We start from the raw sequence: 16,910 nt of genomic DNA, 5'->3' as shown, positions 1-16,910 counted from the left end.
TTACTTGGCTGCCATGCGCAAGGCGCCGTCGAGACGGATCACCTCGCCATTGAGCATGCTGTTGCTAATGATATGCCCGACCAGCGCGGCGTACTCGTCCGGCTTGCCCAGGCGTGGCGGGAACGGCACGCCGGCGGCCAGGGACGCGCGAACTTCGTCGCTCATGCCGGCCATCATCGGGGTTTCGAAAATGCCCGGGGCGATGGTCATCACCCGGATGCCGAAGCGCGCCAGCTCGCGGGCGGCCGGCAGGGTCAGGCTGGCGATGGCGCCCTTGGAGGCGGCATAGGCGGCCTGGCCGATCTGCCCGTCGAAGGCCGCCGCCGAGGCGGTGTTGATGATCACCCCGCGCTCGCCGTCGGCGTTCGGCTCGCCTTCGGCAATCGCCGCCGCGGCCAGGCGCATCAGGTTGAAGCTGCCGATCAGGTTGACGTTGATCACCTGGCTGAAGCTGGCCAGGGCATGGGGACCGTGCTTGCCGAGGATCTTCTCGCCGCGCACGATGCCGGCGCAGTTGACCAACCCGTGCAAGCCGCCGAACGCCTTGAGCGTGGCCTGCACCGCCGCTTCGGCGGCCGCTTCGTCAGTGATATCGGCGACCGTGCTCTGGCAGCCAAGCTGGCGCGCCTGGGCCGCAACGGCTTCGGCATTGAGATCCACCAGCATCACCTGGGCGCCGGCCTTGACCAGCATCTGCGCGGTGGCCGCGCCGAGACCGGAAGCGCCGCCGCTGACGAGAAAAACCTTGTTTTCGATGTGCATCATGAGTTCCTGGGTAATTCAGGCCGAAGCCTTGTGCGCCGCGGCCTCTTGAGCCTTGGCGATTTCCTGGTTGCGCAGGATGAAGCGCTGCAACTTGCCGCTTGGGGTTTTCGGCAATTCGCTGACAAATTCGATTTCACGGGGATACGAGTGCGCGGCCAGGCGTTTGCGCACATGCTGGCGCAGTTCTTCTGCCAGCTCCGGCGCGGCGCGGTACTGCGGGCTGAGCACGACGAAGGCCTTGACCAGCTCGGTGCGCTCCGGATCGGGCTTACCGATCACCGCCGCCTCGACCACCGCCGGGTGCTCGATCAGCGCGCTCTCGACGTCGAACGGGCCGACCCGGTAACCCGAGGTGGTGATCACGTCGTCGCTGCGCCCGACGAAGCTGATGCTGCCGTCCGGGTTCAGCTCCACGGTGTCGCCGCTGAGGTAGTAATTGCCGACGAAGGCCTTGGTCACCACGCCGTGGTAGCCGTTGAACCAGCACATCGGCGATTGGCTGCGGTCGATGGCGAGGATCCCCGGCTGGCCCACCGACAGTTCCTGGTGCTGCTCGTCGAGCACCACGATGCGGTGGCCGGGCGAAGCGAAACCGGCCGCGCCGACATGCACCGGGTGCTCCAGGCCGTGGTGGTTGCACAGGACCATGCCCAGCTCGGTCTGGCCGTAATGGTCGTGGATCACTACGCCAAGGTTGTCGGCGAACCAGCGGATCACCTCCGGGTTCAGCGGCTCGCCGGCGCTGCTGACGATGCGCAGCTTGCCCTTGATCGAGCGAGCGAACTCGTCGCCGCCGGCGATCAGCAGGCGATACGCGGTCGGTGAACCGGTGAGGTTGCTGATCCCGTATTTGTTGATCACCCGGCAAGTGCTTTCCAGGGTGAAGGGCCCATCGTAGAAGGTGATCGGGTGGCCCAGGCCCAGCGGGCCGGTGACGCCGAAATAGATGCCGTAGGCCCAGCCCGGGTCGGCGACGTTCCAGAACGCGTCTTCGGGACGCAGGTCGACGGCGTCGCGGGTGTAGCTCTGGAACGCGACGATGGCCTTGAGCGGTACGTACAGGGCTTTGGACGGGCCGGTGGTGCCGGAGGTGAACATCAGCAGGAACGGGTCTTCGCCGGTCAGCAGCACGGGCTCGCACTGCGCCGGGTAATTGCCCAGCTCGGCCCAGAAACTGAAGTCGCCGCGGACGATGCCCTGGCCCTTGGCGCCCGCGACCGTGACGATGGTCGGGCAGTCGGCCACCTCATTGAGCTTTGGCCGGTTGACCGCGTCGGTCACCACCACTTTGGCCCCGGAGCTGTTCAGGCGGTGTTCGATGGCCTTGGGGCCGAAGGCGGTGAACAGCGGCTGGTAGACCGCGCCGATGCGCCAAGTGGCGAGTACCGCGATCAACAGTTCGACGTTGCGCGGCAGCAGGCCGGCGACCTTGTCGCCCTGGCCCACGCCCTGGGCCAGCAGGAAGTTGGCGAAACGCGCGGCCTGGTCCTGCAACTCGCTGAAGGTATAGGTCGCGCTACTGCCGTCGCGGCCCTCCCAGAACAGCGCGATGCGCCCCGGCAAGGCGTGCCGGTCACAGCATTCGACGCAGGCATTGAGGGCCGACAAGGAGCCGTGCAGGGCCGCGTCGACGGTGTGCTGATAATTGAAGTGTGCCGTGGCAGACAGGTAATCGCGCATTGCCAGAATCCCTCGCTGTTCTTATTAGGATGGGAACCAATGGGAACTACAAAGACATCGGGCAAATACTGGCGCCACGGCCCGGGCGGGACAATGGTCAAAGCTTTCAAGTTGCGTGACTGGTTTGGCCAAGAATCCCATGGCGACCAACCCCCTATAGCCGCTGCCGAGCCTGCGAGGCTGCGTTCGACCGTGTAGCGGTCGCAAGCCGGGTAGCGCGTTCTGCCTGACGCACGGCAAGCTCAGGTTTTGCGGCAACTGCGTTGCCGATCGCAGCCTCGCGCTGCTCGGCAGCGGCTACAGGAATCGGTGTGGCCGCTGCTGAGCCTGCGAGGTTGCGCAGCGGTCGCAAGCCGGGCGACGCGCTCTGCCTGGCACACCGCAAGCTCAGGTTTTGCGGCAACTGCGTTGCCGATCGCAGCCTCGCGCTGCTCGGCAGCGGCTACAGGAATCGGTGTGGCCGCTGCTGAGCCTGCGAGGTGCGCAGCGGTCGCAAGCCGGGCGACGCGCTCTGCCTGGCACACCGCAAGCTCAGGTTTTGCGGCAACCGCGTTGCCGATCGCAGCCTCGCGCTGCTCGGCAGCGGCTACCCAGGTTCCCCGTAGCCGCTGCCGCAGGCTGCGATCGAGGCCGCAGGACTCGCTATCAGCCTTGACGCGGTGCATCAGAGACACCGCGCTGCACGCCTTTGCGACCGTTCCGGTTGATCGCAGGCTGCGCCAGCGGCTACATCGATGGGAGGCGCTCAGGTCGGGTCGTTGAGGATCAGGCTGCGATAGTGCCCGGGGTTGGAGCCGGACCATTTGCGAAAGGCCTTGTAGAACGAGCTGGCGTCGGCGAAGCCCAGGCGGCTGGCGATTTCCGTGAAGCTGATCTGCGGCTCGGCCAGCCAGGCGATCGCCAGCTCCTTGCGCACCCCGTCCTTGAGGCCCTGGTAGGTCTGCCCTTCTTCCGCCAGGCGGCGGCGCAGGGTCGAGGCCGACATGCACAGGCTGTGGGCCAGGCTCTCGGTCTCCGGCCACTGGGCCGCGGGCAGCTGGCGCAGGTCGTGCTTGATGCGGCTGGCCAGGCTCTCTGGGTCGCGGTATTTGACCAGGATGTTGGCCGGCGCCTGGGCCAGGAAGCGCTTGAGCTCCTCGTCACTGCGCTTGATCGGCAGATCCAGGCAGTCGGCGGCAATGATCATCCGCGTGCGGGGCCGGTCGAAGCGCAGGTTCTGCGAGAACATCACCTGGTAGTCGTCGCAGAAATCCGGTTCCGGGCAGCGCAGCTCGATGGCCAGGATCGGGATGCGCCGCCCGGCCAGCCAGCAGGCCACGCCGTGGACAATCATCCAGTAGGTGAAGTAGGTGAAGGCGCGGCGCGGCGCCTGCTCATCCTCCAGCAGGACGATCTCCGCCAGGCTCTGCTGGCGCACCAGTTGGGCCGGCAGTTGTTCGAGCATCAGCGACAGGAACGTCAGCCCGGATTCCAGGCCCGCGGCCAGATTCTGCCGGGCCATGGCGGTGCGACAGAGAAACGCCAGGCTGCCGGATTTGAGCTTGCGCGGGTCCATGCCGAAAAACTCGTCGTCCGTGCGCCGGGCCAGCAGGCGCCACAGCCGGGCATAGGCCAGCGCGGGCACGCGGGCGGCGCTGACGTCCAGCTGGGCCGGGTCGATACCGGCCTTGAGCAGCACTTCTTCGCTGGCGGCACCCGGGGCGCAGCTTTGCAGCAGCGCTTCGCGCACCAGTTGCATGGAGATGGTGTCTTTTTCCGACATCGCGCTAAACGGTTTCCTGCATGAAGAGATGGCCGGTCATCTTAGGCAGTGACCGGTAAAAAGCCAGAGCGCTTTTGGCTAAAGTGCAGCATACGTCCGATGCCAAGTGGTGACTTTTACTGGGTTCCATCGCGAAACGTCCTAAATTTCGCGGGATAGCCGCAATAGCCCCCTCGCAACCGTTCTTAGCAATCAATCTCAAATAGGATTCACTCTCACCAAAAAGAGAGCGTTTCTTATGCAAACAAAAGCCCCATCTGCCTTGCCACCCCATCGCCTGCTGGCCTCTACCCTGGGCCTTGCCCTGGCCTCCTGCACCGGCGCGGCCGAAGCCGGCGAACGGCAGAAATCCCTGCAACTGGACAACATCAAGGTCGAAGCCGAGCAACCCGGTTCCCGCACCGAACGCTCGGCCTCCGCCAAGTACGTGGCGCCGCTGCTGGACACCCCGCAGACCATCACCGTGGTGCCACCCAAGCTGATCCAGGAACAGCAGGCGCTGAGCCTGCGCCAGGTGCTGTCGAACGTGTCCGGCATCACCTTCAATGCCGGCGAAGGCGGTGGCGGCTCGGGGGACAGCATCAACATCCGCGGCTTCTCGGCCAACAGCAACATGCAGATCGACGGCCTGCGCGACAGCGCGCAGACCAACCGTTCCGACACCTTCAACGTCGAGCAGGTGGAGGTCATCAAGGGCCCCAACTCGGTGTTCGGCGGCGCCGGCACCACCGGCGGCAGCATCAACGTGGTCAGCAAGCAACCGAAGAACCAGGCCTTCACCCGCCTCGGCGGCAGCCTCGGCACCGACAATTACTACCGCCTGACACTGGACAGCAATCAGCCGCTGGAAGGCGTCGGCCAGGACAGCGCGGTGCGGATCAATCTGATGGGCCATCAGAACGATGTGCCCGGCCGCGAGAAAATCGACCGCGAGCGCTGGGGTATCGCGCCCTCGTTGCGCCTGGGCTTCAGCGACGCCACCCGGCTGACCCTCAGCGCCTTCCACCAGAGCGACGACAACCTGCCGGACTATGGCGTGCCGGCGCTGGACGGCAAGAAGCTGGCCGGGGTCAAGCGCGATGCCTATTTCGGCTGGAAGAACCTCGACAAGGAAGAGATCGACCAGAACGCCTTCACCGCCGACTTCGAGCATGACGTCAACGACCAGTTGCGCCTGCAGAACCTCACGCGCTACAGCCGCACCGCGCGCGACACCGTGGTCTCGGCGTCCCATGTCAACACCAGCGGCGTGCCGGCGGGTCGCTACCGCCCGGCCGGGCCCCAGGCCTACGGACGCGACGCCACCACCGAGATGTGGATCAACCAGACCAACCTGATCGGCGACTTCGAGTTCGCCGGCATGCGCCACGACCTGGTGGCGGGCCTGGAACTGTCCCGGGAAACCCTCGACCTGAAGACCTACAACCACGGCCTGAGCACAGCCCTGTATCCGCGCAACGGCTACGCCCTGGGCAGCCCGCCCGGGCGCTGGAACGGCCCGGTCAACAAGGCCACCAGCGGCTACACCGAGACCACCCTCAAGGGCCAGGCGTACTACCTGTTCGACACCATCGCCCTGAGCGAGCGCTGGGACCTCAACCTCGGCCTGCGCTACGACAAGATCAAGGGCGACGTCGACAAGTACTCGGCCAGCCATGTGAAAAACGACAGCCTGGCCTCGGACACGAACAAGGCCAGCGCGCGCACCGGGCTGGTGTTCAAGCCGACCGAAAACGGGCGCATCTATGCCGCCTGGGGCAATTCCTTCAACCCTTCCGCCGAGAACCTGGCCTCCACCGGCGGCGGCTTGAGCAAGGGCAACCAGGACCTGGCGCCGGAGAAGAACGAGACCTGGGAACTGGGCACCAAGTGGGAGCTGCTGGACAAGCGCCTGGAGCTGGACGCTGCGCTGTTTCGCGTAGAGAAGAGCAACGCCCGGGAAACCATGGCCGACGGTTCGACCCAACTGGCCGGCAAGCAGCGGGTGCAAGGTGTGGAAGTCGGCGTCACCGGGCATGTCAGCGAGCAGTGGGATGTGTTCGCCAACTACACCTTCCTCGACAGCGAAATCCTCAACGCGGCGAACACCGCCTCGGGCATCGCGCGCAAGGGCCAGGCCCTGGGCAACACGCCGCCGCGCTCGCTCAACCTGTGGACCACCTACGAGTTGCCGGCCGGCTGGACCCTGGGTTACGGCACTCGCTATGTCAGCGAGCGCAACGTCAGCTCCAGCACCCGCGCCAAGCTGGACGCCTACTGGGTGCACAACGCCATGCTCGGCTACAAGGTCAACCACAACCTCGACCTGCAGTTGAACGTCAACAACCTGTTCGACAAGGACTACGTGGAACGGGTGCGCCAGCAGAGCGGCTCGACGACACGCTCCTCGGCCATCGAGTACGGCGACGCCCGCGCGGCGATTATGTCGGCCACCTACACCTTCTGACCCCTCCCCTCAGTGCGAAGCCCCGGTCGACCAGGGCTTCGCCGCTGTCATCGGCACCTTCTCGCCGTTCTCCGGCCCAGGCCGTCAGGCAAAAAACCAATACGCAATCTCCCCGATTTTACCCGGCCCGAACGGACGAATCCTTGGTCCATGGCGGCTTGCGCCGGGCGAAGGCTTTCATCGCAGTGCAAAAAAGTATCGATTCGAGTGTCAGGGATGATTTGTCAGCGCGGTCGTTGAGGGCTGTAATCAGCCCCACATTCTTCCCAGCATCCGGAAGACACAACAACAATAACCGTCCTTCTGCCGCCCACCGGGCCCGGAAGAGGAGTGCACGATGAAACCCTGCATCAAAGCCCTGCTCGTCACCACCTGCATGACCTTAAGCGGCGTCAGCCTCGGCGCCCAGACCGTGACCATCGCCACCGTCAACAACAGCGACATGATTCGCATGCAGAAACTCTCGAAAGCCTTCGAGAGCGAGCATCCGGACATCAAGCTGAACTGGGTGGTGCTCGAAGAGAACGTGCTGCGCCAGCGCCTGACCACCGACATCGCCACCCAGGGCGGGCAGTTCGACGTGCTGACCATCGGCATGTACGAAGCCGCGCTGTGGGGCGCCAAGGGCTGGCTGCAACCGATGCAGGACCTGCCCGCCGCCTATGACCTGCAGGACATCTTCCCCTCGGTCCGCGAAGGCCTGTCGGCCAAGGGCACGCTGTACGCCCTGCCGTTCTACGCCGAAAGCTCGATGACCTACTACCGCACCGACCTGTTCAAGGACGCCGGCCTGGTCATGCCCGAACACCCGACCTGGGAGCAGATCGGCGAGTTCGCCGGCAAGCTCAACAAACCCGAGCAGGAACAGTACGGCATCTGCCTGCGCGGCAAGGCCGGCTGGGGCGAGAACATGGCCCTGATCACCACCCTGGCCAACGGTTTCGGCGCGCGCTGGTTCAATGAGCAGTGGCAGCCGGAATTCACCGGGCCGGAATGGAAAAACGCCCTGGCCTTCTACGTCGACACCATGAAAAAGGCCGGCCCGCCCGGCGCCTCCAGCAACGGTTTCAACGAGAACCTGGCGCTGTTCAACAGCGGCAAGTGCGCGATCTGGATCGACGCCAGCGTCGCCGGCTCCTTCGTCACCGACAAGTCGCAGAGCAAGGTCAGCGAACACGTCGGCTTTACCTACGCGCCGCAGCAGGTGACCGACAAGGGCAGCGCCTGGATGTACTCCTGGGCGCTGGCGATTCCCACCAGCTCCAAGGCCAAGGACGCCGCGCGAACCTTCGCCACCTGGGCCACCTCCAAGGAATACGGGGCCCTGGTCGCCGCGAAAGACGGCATCGCCAACGTGCCGCCAGGCACCCGCGCCTCCACCTACAGCGAGGCCTATATGCAGGCCGCGCCGTTCGCCAGGGTGACCCTGGAATCGCTGAAAGTCGCCGACCCGACCAGGCCGACCCTCAAGCCGGTGCCCTACATCGGTATCCAGCTGGTGACCATTCCCGAGTTCCAGGCCATCGGCACCCAGGTCGGCAAGCTGTTCTCCGCCGCGCTGATCGGCCAGACCACGGTCGACCAGGCCCTGGCCGCCGCGCAGCAGACCACCGAACGCGAAATGAAACGCGCCGGCTACCCCAAGTAATCCCCCATCCCTGTACCTGTAGGAGCGAGCTTGCTCGCGAAGAACGTCAAGACACCGCATTCACCCAGGTTGGGCGCGTTATCGTTGACGACCATCGCGAGCAAGCTCGCTCCTACAGGGAATCGCGTTACGCGCACCTGAACGGTTGTGATCGCCATGAATACCTCGACTGCCAATGCTCATCTGCAAATGCCCCAGGCCGCGCGCAAGCGCCGCCTGCCCAACCCCGGCTGGTTCCTGGTCAGCCCCTCGGTGGCGCTGTTGCTGCTGTGGATGATCGTGCCCCTGGGCATGACCCTGTACTTCTCGCTGATCCGCTACAACCTGCTGTACCCCGGCGAGAACCAGTTCGTCGGCCTGGAGAACTTCAGCTACTTCCTCACCGATTCGGGCTTCCTGCCCGGGGCCGCCAACACCCTGTTGCTGGTGGGCAGCGTGCTGCTGATCAGCGTGGTGTTCGGGGTGCTGATCAGTGCCCTGCTGGAAGCCAGCGAGTTCCTCGGCCGCGGCATTGTCCGGGTGCTGCTGATCTCGCCGTTCTTCATCATGCCCACGGTGGGCGCGCTGATCTGGAAGAACCTGATCTTCCACCCGGTGTCGGGGATTCTCGCCGCGGTGTGGAAGCTGTTCGGCGCCCAGCCGGTGGACTGGCTGGCCCACTACCCGCTGCTGTCGATCATCATCATTGTCTCGTGGCAGTGGCTGCCGTTCGCGATCCTGATCCTGATGACCGCCATGCAGTCGCTGGACCAGGAACAGAAGGAAGCCGCGCGCCTGGATGGCGCCGGGGCCATCGCGATCTTCTGGCACCTGACCCTGCCGCACCTGGCGCGGCCCATCGCAGTGGTGGTGATGATCGAGACCATCTTCCTGCTCTCGGTGTTCGCCGAAATCTTCACCACCACCAACGGTGGCCCGGGCTACGCCTCGACCAACCTCGCCTACCTGATCTACAACCAGGCGCTGGTGCAGTTCGACGTCGGCATGGCCTCGGCCGGCGGCCTGATCGCCGTGGTCATCGCCAATATCGCCGCGATCGTCCTGGTACGGATGCTCGGCAAAAACCTGACTGACAAGCCCTGAGGTGCGCGCCATGACCCTGCAACAATCCCGCCGCCTGCAAAGCCTGCTGCTCGGCACCCTGGCCTGGGCCATCGCCATCCTGATCTTCTTCCCGATCTTCTGGATGCTGCTGACCAGCTTCAAGAGCGAAATCGACGCCTTTGCCACGCCGCCGCAGTTCATCTTCACGCCGACGCTGGAGAATTACCTGCACATCAACGAGCGCAGCAACTACTTCGCCTTCGCCTGGAACTCGGTGGTGATCTCCTTCAGCGCCACCGCCCTGTGCCTGCTGATCGCGGTGCCGGCGGCCTACTCCATGGCCTTTTACGAGACCCGCAATACCAAGCGCACCCTGCTGTGGATGCTGTCGACCAAGATGCTGCCGCCGGTGGGCGTGCTGATGCCGATCTACCTGCTGGCCAAGAGCTTTGGTCTGCTGGACACGCGCATCGCGCTGATCGCGATCTACACCCTGATCAACCTGCCGATCGTGGTCTGGATGATTTACACCTACTTCAAGGACATCCCCCGGGACATCCTCGAGGCCGCGCGGCTGGACGGCGCGACCCTGGGCCAGGAAATGCTCCGGGTGCTGCTGCCGATCGCCAAGGGCGGGCTGGCTTCCACCGTGCTGCTGTCGCTGATCCTGTGCTGGAACGAGGCGTTCTGGTCGCTGAACCTGACCTCGTCCAACGCCGCGCCGCTGACCGCGCTGATCGCCTCCTACTCCAGCCCCGAAGGGCTGTTCTGGGCCAAGCTCTCGGCGGTCTCGACCCTGGCCTGCGCGCCGATCCTGATCTTCGGCTGGATCAGCCAGAAACAACTGGTGCGCGGCCTGTCCTTTGGCGCCGTGAAATAAACCGAACTCCACCCTTGATCAACGCTGCTCCAAACCTTGATCAAAACCCTGTAGCCGCTGCCGAAGGCTGCGATCGAGCCGCAGGCTCGCCAGCGATCGCACAGACGCCGAGGCCCCTGCGGTGCCTATCGCAGCCTGCGGCAGCGGCTACACCGACATTCAGAAACATGGAGGCCCGTCATGGCCAACCTGAAAATCAACAACCTGCAAAAAGGCTTCGAAGGTTTTTCCATCATCAAGGGCATCGACCTGGAGGTGCGCGACAAGGAGTTCGTGGTCTTCGTCGGCCCCTCGGGCTGCGGCAAATCCACCCTGCTGCGGCTGATCGCCGGGCTGGAGGAAGTCAGCGGCGGCACCATCGAACTCGATGGCCGCGACATCACCGAGGTCAGCCCGGCCAAGCGCGACCTGGCCATGGTGTTCCAGACCTACGCCCTGTACCCGCACATGAGCGTGCGCAAGAACATGTCCTTTGCCCTGGACCTGGCCGGCGTGCCGAAAGCCGAGGTGCAACAGAAGGTCGCCGAAGCGGCGCGCATCCTCGAACTGGGGCCGATGCTCGAGCGCAAGCCCAAGCAGCTGTCCGGCGGCCAGCGCCAGCGCGTGGCCATCGGCCGGGCGATTGTGCGCAACCCGAAGATCTTCCTGTTCGACGAGCCGCTGTCCAACCTCGACGCGGCGCTGCGGGTGCAGATGCGCCTGGAGCTGGCGCGCCTGCATAAAGAGCTGCAGGCGACCATGATCTACGTGACCCACGACCAGGTCGAAGCCATGACCCTGGCCGACAAGGTGGTGGTGCTCAATGGCGGGCGCGTGGAACAGGTGGGCTCGCCGCTGGAGCTGTACCACAGCCCGGCCAACCTGTTTGTCGCCGGCTTCCTCGGCACGCCGAAGATGGGCTTTCTCAAGGGCCGGCTGAGCCGGGTCGATGGCCAGGGCTGCGAGGTGCTGCTGGAGGCCGGCACCCGCATCCAGCTGCCGCAGAGCGGTGCCCACTTGAGCGTCGACAGCCCGGTGACCCTGGGCATTCGTCCCGAGCACCTGGAGCTGGCCCGGCCCGGCGACTGCACCCTGCAGGTCACCGCCGACGTCAGCGAACGCCTGGGCAGCGACACCTTCTGCCACGTCGTCACCGCCTCCGGCGAAGCCCTGACCCTGCGCATCCGCGGCGACCTGGCCAGCGCCTATGGCCAGCAGCTGAGCCTGAACCTGGACGCCGAACACTGCCACCTCTTCGATGCCGACGGCGTGGCCGTGGCCAGGCCGCTGCGCGCCGCCGCCTGAACGAGAACCGAACGATGAAACTGAACCGACACAACCTCCACCGCCTGGCCCCTGAAGTTCGCCTGCCCGCCTACGACCTGGCCGAGACCCGGCAAGGCATGGTGCATATCGGCGTCGGTGGTTTCCACCGGGCGCACCAGGCCTACTACACCGATGCCCTGATGAACACCGGCGAAGGCCTGGACTGGAGCATCTGCGGGGTCGGCCTGCGCGCCGAGGACCGCCGCGCCCGCGACGACCTGGCCGGCCAGGACTACCTGTTCACCCTGTTCGAGCTGGGCGACAGCGACGCCGCCGAAGTCCGGGTGATCGGCGCCATTAGCGAGATGCTGCTGGCCGAGGACGGCGCCCGGGCGCTGATCGACAAACTGGCCGACCCGCAGATCCGCATCGTCTCGCTGACCATCACCGAGGGTGGCTACTGCATCGACGACAGCAGCGGTGAGTTCATGGCCCACCTGCCGCAGATCCAGCACGACCTGGCCCACCCGCAGCAGCCGCAGACCGTGTTCGGCTTTCTCTGCGCGGCCCTGGCCCAGCGCCGGGCGGCCGGGGTCCCGGCCTTTACCCTGATGTCCTGCGATAACCTGCCGCACAACGGCGCGGTGACCCGCAAGGCGCTGCTGGCCTTCGCCGGGCAGCGCGACGCCGAGCTGCGCGACTGGATCGCCACCCACGTCAGCTTCCCCAATGCCATGGTCGACCGCATCACACCGATGACCAGCACCGCCCACCGCCTGCAACTGCACGACCAGCACGGCATCGACGACGCCTGGCCGGTGGTCTGCGAGCCCTTTGCGCAATGGGTGCTGGAAGACAAGTTCGTCAGCGGCCGGCCGGCCTGGGAAAAGGTCGGCGTGCAATTCACCGACGACGTCACGCCCTATGAGGAGATGAAGATCAAGCTGCTCAACGGCAGCCACCTGGCCCTGACCTACCTGGGGTTCCTCAAGGGTTATCGCTTTGTCCACGAGACCATGGCCGACCCGCTGTTCGTGGCGTACATGCGCGCCTACATGGACCTGGACGTGACCCCACAACTGGCGCCGGTGCCGGGCATCGACCTGGACGACTACAAGGACACCCTGGTGGCGCGTTTCTCCAACCGGGCGATTGCCGACCAGCTGGAGCGGGTCTGCTCCGACGGCTCGTCGAAGCTGCCCAAGTTCAGCGTGCCGACCCTCAATCGCCTGATCGCCGATGGCCGCGACACCGAGCGCGCCGCGCTGGTGGTCGCCGCCTGGGCCCGGTACCTCAAGGGCGTGGACGAAAACGGCGACACCTACCGCATTCCCGACCCGCGCGCCGCGTTCTGCCAGGCGCTGGTGGCGGACGACGCGCTGATCAGTCAACGGCTGCTGGCGGTCGAGGAGATCTTCGGCAGCGCCATCCCCAACTCGCCCGCCTTTGTCGAAGCCTTCGAACGCTGCTACAGCAGCCTGCGCGACGACGGCGTGACCCGCACCCTGGAGCGGGTGTTGGCCCGGGACCGCTGATGCTTGCCTGTAGCCGACGCGCTTCTCCAGACAGACCGCAGACTCAGGTTTTGCGATTGCTACACAATCGGTCGCAGCCTCGCGAGCTCGGCAGCGGCTACACCGCTGTCGCACCTGTAGCCGCTGCCGAAGGCTGCGATCGGCGGCGTAGCCGACGCAAATCCTGCCAACGCGTTTCTCCAGGCAGACCGCGCATCCAGGTTTTGCGATTGCTACGCAATCGATCGCAGCCTCGCAGGCTCGGCAGCGGCTACACCGCCGTCGCACCTGTAGCCGCTGCCGAAGGCTGCGATCGGCGGCGTAGCAGACGTAAATCCTGCCAACGCGTTTCTCCAGGCAGACCGCGGATTCAGGTTTTGCGATTGCTACGCAATCGATCGCAGCCTCGCGAGCTCGGCAGCGGCTACACCGTCGTCGCACCTGTAGCCGCCGCCGAAGGCTGCGATCGGCGGCGTAGCCGACGCAAATCCTGCCAACGCGTTTCTCCAGGCAAATCGCGGACGCAGGTTTTGCGGTTGCGCTGCAACCGGTCGCAGCCTCGCAGGCTCGGCAGCGGCTACAGTGGGTTTGATTAATTTTGTGCAGGTTCATCCATGACGACGCAACAGCTTTTCCTCGGCATCGACTGCGGCACCCAGGGCACCAAGGCCATCGTCCTCGACGCCGCCAGCGGTGAAGTACTGGGCCTGGGCGCGGCGCCCCACAGCCTGATCAGCGGCGCCAACGGCCGCCGTGAACAGGACGTCGAGCAATGGCGCGAGGCGTTCACCCTGGCCACCCGCCGTGCGTTATTGACGGCGGGGGTCAGCGGCCTGGACATCCTCGGCCTCGGCGTCTCCGGCCAGCAGCACGGCCTGGTCCTGCTCGACCAGCAGGGCCAGGTGCTGCGCCCGGCCAAGCTCTGGTGCGACACCGAATCCACCCCGCAAAACCAGCGCCTGCTGGATTACCTGGGCGGCGAACAGGGCTCCCTGGAGCGCCTCGGCGTGGCGATTGCCCCCGGCTACACGGTGTCGAAACTGCTGTGGACCCGGGAACAGCATCCGCAGATCTTCCAGCGCATCGCCCATGTCCTGCTGCCCCACGACTACCTGAATTACTGGCTGACCGGCCGCTGCTGCAGCGAATACGGCGATGCCTCGGGCACCGGCTATTTCAACGTGCGCAGCCGCCACTGGGACCTGGAACTGCTCAGGCACATCGATCCCGACGGCCGCCTGGAAGCCGCCTTGCCGGAACTGCTCGAAGCCGACCAGCCGGTGGGCACGCTGCTGCCGGAGCTCGCCCGGCACCTGGGCCTCAACCCGCGGGCGCTGGTGTCCAGCGGTGGCGGCGACAACATGCTCGGGGCCATCGGCACCGGCAATATCCAGCCCGGGGCGATCACCATGAGCCTGGGTTCCTCCGGCACCCTGTACGCCTATGCCGAGCAACCGCGGGTCAGCGCGGACGCCGCGGTGGCGACCTTCTGCTCCTCCAGCGGCGGCTGGCTGCCGCTGATCTGCACCATGAACCTGACCAATGCCACCGGCGCGGTGCGCGAACTGTTCGAGCTGGATATCGATGCCTTCAACCGACTGGTGGCGCAGGCGCCGATCGGTGCCGAGGGCGTGTGCATGCTGCCGTTCCTCAACGGCGAGCGGGTCCCCGCCCTGCCCCATGCCAGCGGCAGCCTGCTGGGGCTGACCGCCGACAACCTGACCCGGGCCAACCTGTGCCGCGCGGTGGTCGAGGGCACCACCTTCGGCCTGCGCTACGGCCTGGACCTGCTGCGCCACAACGGCCTGCAAAGCCAGGGCATCCGCCTGATCGGCGGCGGTTCGAAAAGCCCGCTGTGGCGGCAGATGGTCGCCGATATCATGCACACCCCGGTGGTCTGCACCGAGCAAAGCGAAGCGGCAGCCCTGGGCGCGGCGATCCAGGCGGCCTGGTGCTATTCCCGCAGCAGCGACCGGCCGCAGAGCCTGGCGCAGTTGTGCCAGCGCTGCGTGAGGTTCGATACAAGCAGCGAGACCTTGCCGATAGCGGCCAATGTCGCGGCCTATCAGCAGGCCTATGAACGTTACCAACAGCATGTGACAACCCTTTTGAAGAGCGAATGACTATGTATCTGGTCTGTGGTGAAGCACTGTTCGATTTTTTCAGCGAAGACGATGCCAGCGGTCGGGCGTCGCGGGTCAACTTCCAGGCCATCGCCGGCGGTTCGCCTTTCAATGTCGCGGTCGGTTTGCGCCGCCTGAGCGTGGACGCGGCGCTGTTCGCCGGGCTGTCCACCGATTACCTCGGCCGGCGCCTGTTGCAGGTGCTGTGCGACGAAGGCGTGGGCGAGGACTACCTGCTGCACCTCGAGGCGCCGACCACCCTGGCGATGGTCGCGGTGGGCGCCGACGGCTCGCCGCGATACAGCTTCCGTGGCGAAGGCTGCGCCGACCGCCAGTTGCAGCTCAGCGACCTGCCGCCGCTCGACAGCCAGGTGCGCGGTCTGCACATCGGTTCGTTTTCCCTGGTGGTGCAGCCGATCGGCGACACCCTGCTGGCGCTGGTGCGTCGCGAGCGCGGGCAGCGCCTGATCAGCCTCGACCCCAACGTGCGCCTCAACCCGGCTCCGGACATCCAGCTGTGGCGCCAGCGCATCGACACCCTGGTCCGGCTGGCCGACCTGATCAAGGTCAGCGACGAGGACTTGCACCTGCTCTACCCCGACCAGGATCCACAGCACGTGATCGAAGGCTGGCTGCAGCATCACTGCCAGCTGGTGTTCCTGACCCGCGGCGCAGAGGGCGCGACGGTGTTCAGCCGGGTGCATGGCCGCTGGTCGGCGCCGGCCATGCCGATTAAGATGGCCGACACCGTGGGCGCCGGAGATACCTTCCAGGCCGCCTTGATTGCCTGGCTGACCGAACGGCAGCTGGATTCGTTGGAGGGTGTGGCGGGCTTGAGCCGGGACCAGATCGACCAGATGCTCAGGTTCGCCATCCGCGCCGCGGCGCTGACCTGTGGCAAGACCGGACCGGACCTGCCCTATCGCCACCAACTGAACTGATCGCAGGGGCGCCGCATTCGTACCACATTGGCGCCCCCATCGACCCGAATAGAGCCTTGCCTTTGACCCGCTTTGCCTGTGCCGCCGTAGCACTCCCCCTCATCCTGACCGGCTGCGCGACCTCGCCGCCGGCCAACCCCAACGACATCTGCGAGATCTTTCGCGAGAAAAGCGACTGGTACAAAGCCGCCAAGGCCACCGAAGAGAAATGGGGGGTGCCGATCCAGGTGCCGCTGTCGATCATCTACCAGGAATCGAGCTTCAAGCAGGACGCCTTGCCGCCACGCAAATACCTGCTGTGGGTGATTCCCTGGGGTCGGGTGAGCACGGCGGCCGGCTACCCGCAGGCCAAGGACGAAGTCTGGGGCGACTACCAGCGCAAGGGCGACAACTACTGGGCCAGCCGCACCAACTTCGCCGACGCTACCGACTTTATCGGCTGGTACATGGACCAGACCACGCGGGTCAACGGTGTGACCAAGCAGGACGCCTACCGCCAGTACCTGAACTATCACGAAGGCTGGGGCGGCTACCGTCGGCAGACCTATACGGCCAAGCCCTGGCTGCAGACCGTGGCGATGAAAGTGCAAAGCCGCTCCAGCCTGTACGGCCAGCAATACGCCAGTTGCCGGGAAGAGCTGGACCGCGGCTTCTGGAGCCGCTTCTGGCACTGGCTGTAACCGCCTGACACGGGTCTCCCCGCGTCCGCATTCTCTGTAGCCGCTGCCGAGCCCCGCGAGGCTGCGACCGGCTACAAGGCAGCCGCAAAACCCAGCAACGCGATCTATCTGAAGTGGCCGCGTGCAGATCGCGACTACTGCGTAGTCGATCGCAGCCTCGCAGGCTCGGCAGCGGCTACACA

12 protein-coding genes are annotated in these 16,910 nt (G+C 65.6%); 9 read left to right on the top strand and 3 right to left on the bottom strand.

The window, feature by feature from the left end; translation table 11 throughout:
- The 3 genes from BM019_RS15205 to BM019_RS15195 all read right to left on the bottom strand — a co-directional run bounded on the left by BM019_RS15205 (position 1) and on the right by BM019_RS15195 (position 4,207).
- Positions 1 to 762, bottom strand: a complete 762-nt coding sequence (locus BM019_RS15205) for an SDR family NAD(P)-dependent oxidoreductase (RefSeq protein ID WP_007925739.1) — start codon at positions 760 to 762, stop codon at positions 1 to 3.
- 18 nt (positions 763 to 780) lie between these two features.
- Entirely contained in the window at positions 781 to 2,445 is a 1,665-nt protein-coding gene (locus BM019_RS15200) for an AMP-binding protein (protein ID WP_085530892.1), read from the bottom strand.
- 745 nt (positions 2,446 to 3,190) lie between these two features.
- Positions 3,191 to 4,207, bottom strand: a complete 1,017-nt coding sequence (locus tag BM019_RS15195; protein WP_092418764.1) for an AraC family transcriptional regulator — start codon at positions 4,205 to 4,207, stop codon at positions 3,191 to 3,193.
- Between the two features lie 238 nt (positions 4,208 to 4,445).
- On the opposite strand from BM019_RS15195, the gene BM019_RS15190 reads away from it, so the two are divergent.
- The 9 genes from BM019_RS15190 to BM019_RS15150 all read left to right on the top strand — a co-directional run bounded on the left by BM019_RS15190 (position 4,446) and on the right by BM019_RS15150 (position 16,728).
- Complete coding sequence (locus BM019_RS15190) at positions 4,446 to 6,653, top strand: TonB-dependent receptor (RefSeq protein ID WP_092418763.1); 2,208 nt, start codon at positions 4,446 to 4,448, stop codon at positions 6,651 to 6,653.
- Between the two features lie 337 nt (positions 6,654 to 6,990).
- The gene (locus BM019_RS15185; RefSeq protein WP_092418762.1) at positions 6,991 to 8,301 is read left to right on the top strand and encodes an ABC transporter substrate-binding protein; all 1,311 of its coding nucleotides are present in this window, start codon (positions 6,991 to 6,993) and stop codon (positions 8,299 to 8,301) included.
- A 189-nt stretch (positions 8,302 to 8,490) separates the two neighbouring features.
- Entirely contained in the window at positions 8,491 to 9,384 is an 894-nt protein-coding gene (locus BM019_RS15180; RefSeq protein ID WP_225970785.1) for a carbohydrate ABC transporter permease, read from the top strand.
- A 10-nt stretch (positions 9,385 to 9,394) separates the two neighbouring features.
- Positions 9,395 to 10,225, top strand: coding sequence for a carbohydrate ABC transporter permease (locus BM019_RS15175; RefSeq protein ID WP_009043804.1), 831 nt, complete (start codon positions 9,395 to 9,397; stop codon positions 10,223 to 10,225).
- A 180-nt stretch (positions 10,226 to 10,405) separates the two neighbouring features.
- The gene (ugpC, locus tag BM019_RS15170; RefSeq protein WP_092418761.1) at positions 10,406 to 11,509 is read left to right on the top strand and encodes an ABC transporter ATP-binding protein; all 1,104 of its coding nucleotides are present in this window, start codon (positions 10,406 to 10,408) and stop codon (positions 11,507 to 11,509) included.
- A gap of 14 nt (positions 11,510 to 11,523) precedes the next feature.
- Positions 11,524 to 13,005: a mannitol dehydrogenase family protein gene (locus BM019_RS15165; RefSeq protein WP_092418760.1), complete on the top strand. Its 1,482-nt coding sequence runs from the start codon at positions 11,524 to 11,526 to the stop codon at positions 13,003 to 13,005.
- A 593-nt stretch (positions 13,006 to 13,598) separates the two neighbouring features.
- Positions 13,599 to 15,107 (top strand): xylulokinase, encoded by a 1,509-nt coding sequence (xylB, locus tag BM019_RS15160; protein ID WP_092418759.1) that lies wholly within the window; start codon positions 13,599 to 13,601, stop codon positions 15,105 to 15,107.
- Positions 15,108 to 15,109: 2 nt separating this feature from the next.
- A complete protein-coding gene (locus BM019_RS15155) occupies positions 15,110 to 16,048 on the top strand; it encodes a carbohydrate kinase family protein (RefSeq protein ID WP_092418758.1) in 939 nt (312 codons plus the stop codon).
- A 62-nt stretch (positions 16,049 to 16,110) separates the two neighbouring features.
- Entirely contained in the window at positions 16,111 to 16,728 is a 618-nt protein-coding gene (locus BM019_RS15150; RefSeq protein ID WP_092418757.1) for a transglycosylase SLT domain-containing protein, read from the top strand.
- Positions 16,729 to 16,910: the final 182 nt, after the last annotated feature.

This window comes from Pseudomonas sp. NFPP07, from assembly GCF_900115645.1.
Classification (GTDB): domain Bacteria; phylum Pseudomonadota; class Gammaproteobacteria; order Pseudomonadales; family Pseudomonadaceae; genus Aquipseudomonas; species Aquipseudomonas chlororaphis.
Note: the sequence above shows the minus strand (reverse complement) of the source record. Positions and strands in the feature narration are given on the sequence as shown.

Excerpts from the sequence above, each read along its gene's own strand:
- BM019_RS15175 (WP_009043804.1), top strand. The coding sequence starts at position 9,395 with ATGACCCTGCAACAATCCCGCCGCCTGCAAAGCCTGCTGCTCGGCACC.
- BM019_RS15195 (WP_092418764.1), bottom strand. The coding sequence starts at position 4,207 with ATGTCGGAAAAAGACACCATCTCCATGCAACTGGTGCGCGAAGCGCTG.
- BM019_RS15200 (WP_085530892.1), bottom strand. The coding sequence starts at position 2,445 with ATGCGCGATTACCTGTCTGCCACGGCACACTTCAATTATCAGCACACC.
- xylB (WP_092418759.1), top strand. The coding sequence starts at position 13,599 with ATGACGACGCAACAGCTTTTCCTCGGCATCGACTGCGGCACCCAGGGC.
- BM019_RS15185 (WP_092418762.1), top strand. The coding sequence starts at position 6,991 with ATGAAACCCTGCATCAAAGCCCTGCTCGTCACCACCTGCATGACCTTA.
- ugpC (WP_092418761.1), top strand. The coding sequence starts at position 10,406 with ATGGCCAACCTGAAAATCAACAACCTGCAAAAAGGCTTCGAAGGTTTT.
- BM019_RS15190 (WP_092418763.1), top strand. The coding sequence starts at position 4,446 with ATGCAAACAAAAGCCCCATCTGCCTTGCCACCCCATCGCCTGCTGGCC.
- BM019_RS15180 (WP_225970785.1), top strand. The coding sequence starts at position 8,491 with ATGCCCCAGGCCGCGCGCAAGCGCCGCCTGCCCAACCCCGGCTGGTTC.
- BM019_RS15165 (WP_092418760.1), top strand. The coding sequence starts at position 11,524 with ATGAAACTGAACCGACACAACCTCCACCGCCTGGCCCCTGAAGTTCGC.
- BM019_RS15205 (WP_007925739.1), bottom strand. The coding sequence starts at position 762 with ATGCACATCGAAAACAAGGTTTTTCTCGTCAGCGGCGGCGCTTCCGGT.
- BM019_RS15155 (WP_092418758.1), top strand. The coding sequence starts at position 15,110 with ATGTATCTGGTCTGTGGTGAAGCACTGTTCGATTTTTTCAGCGAAGAC.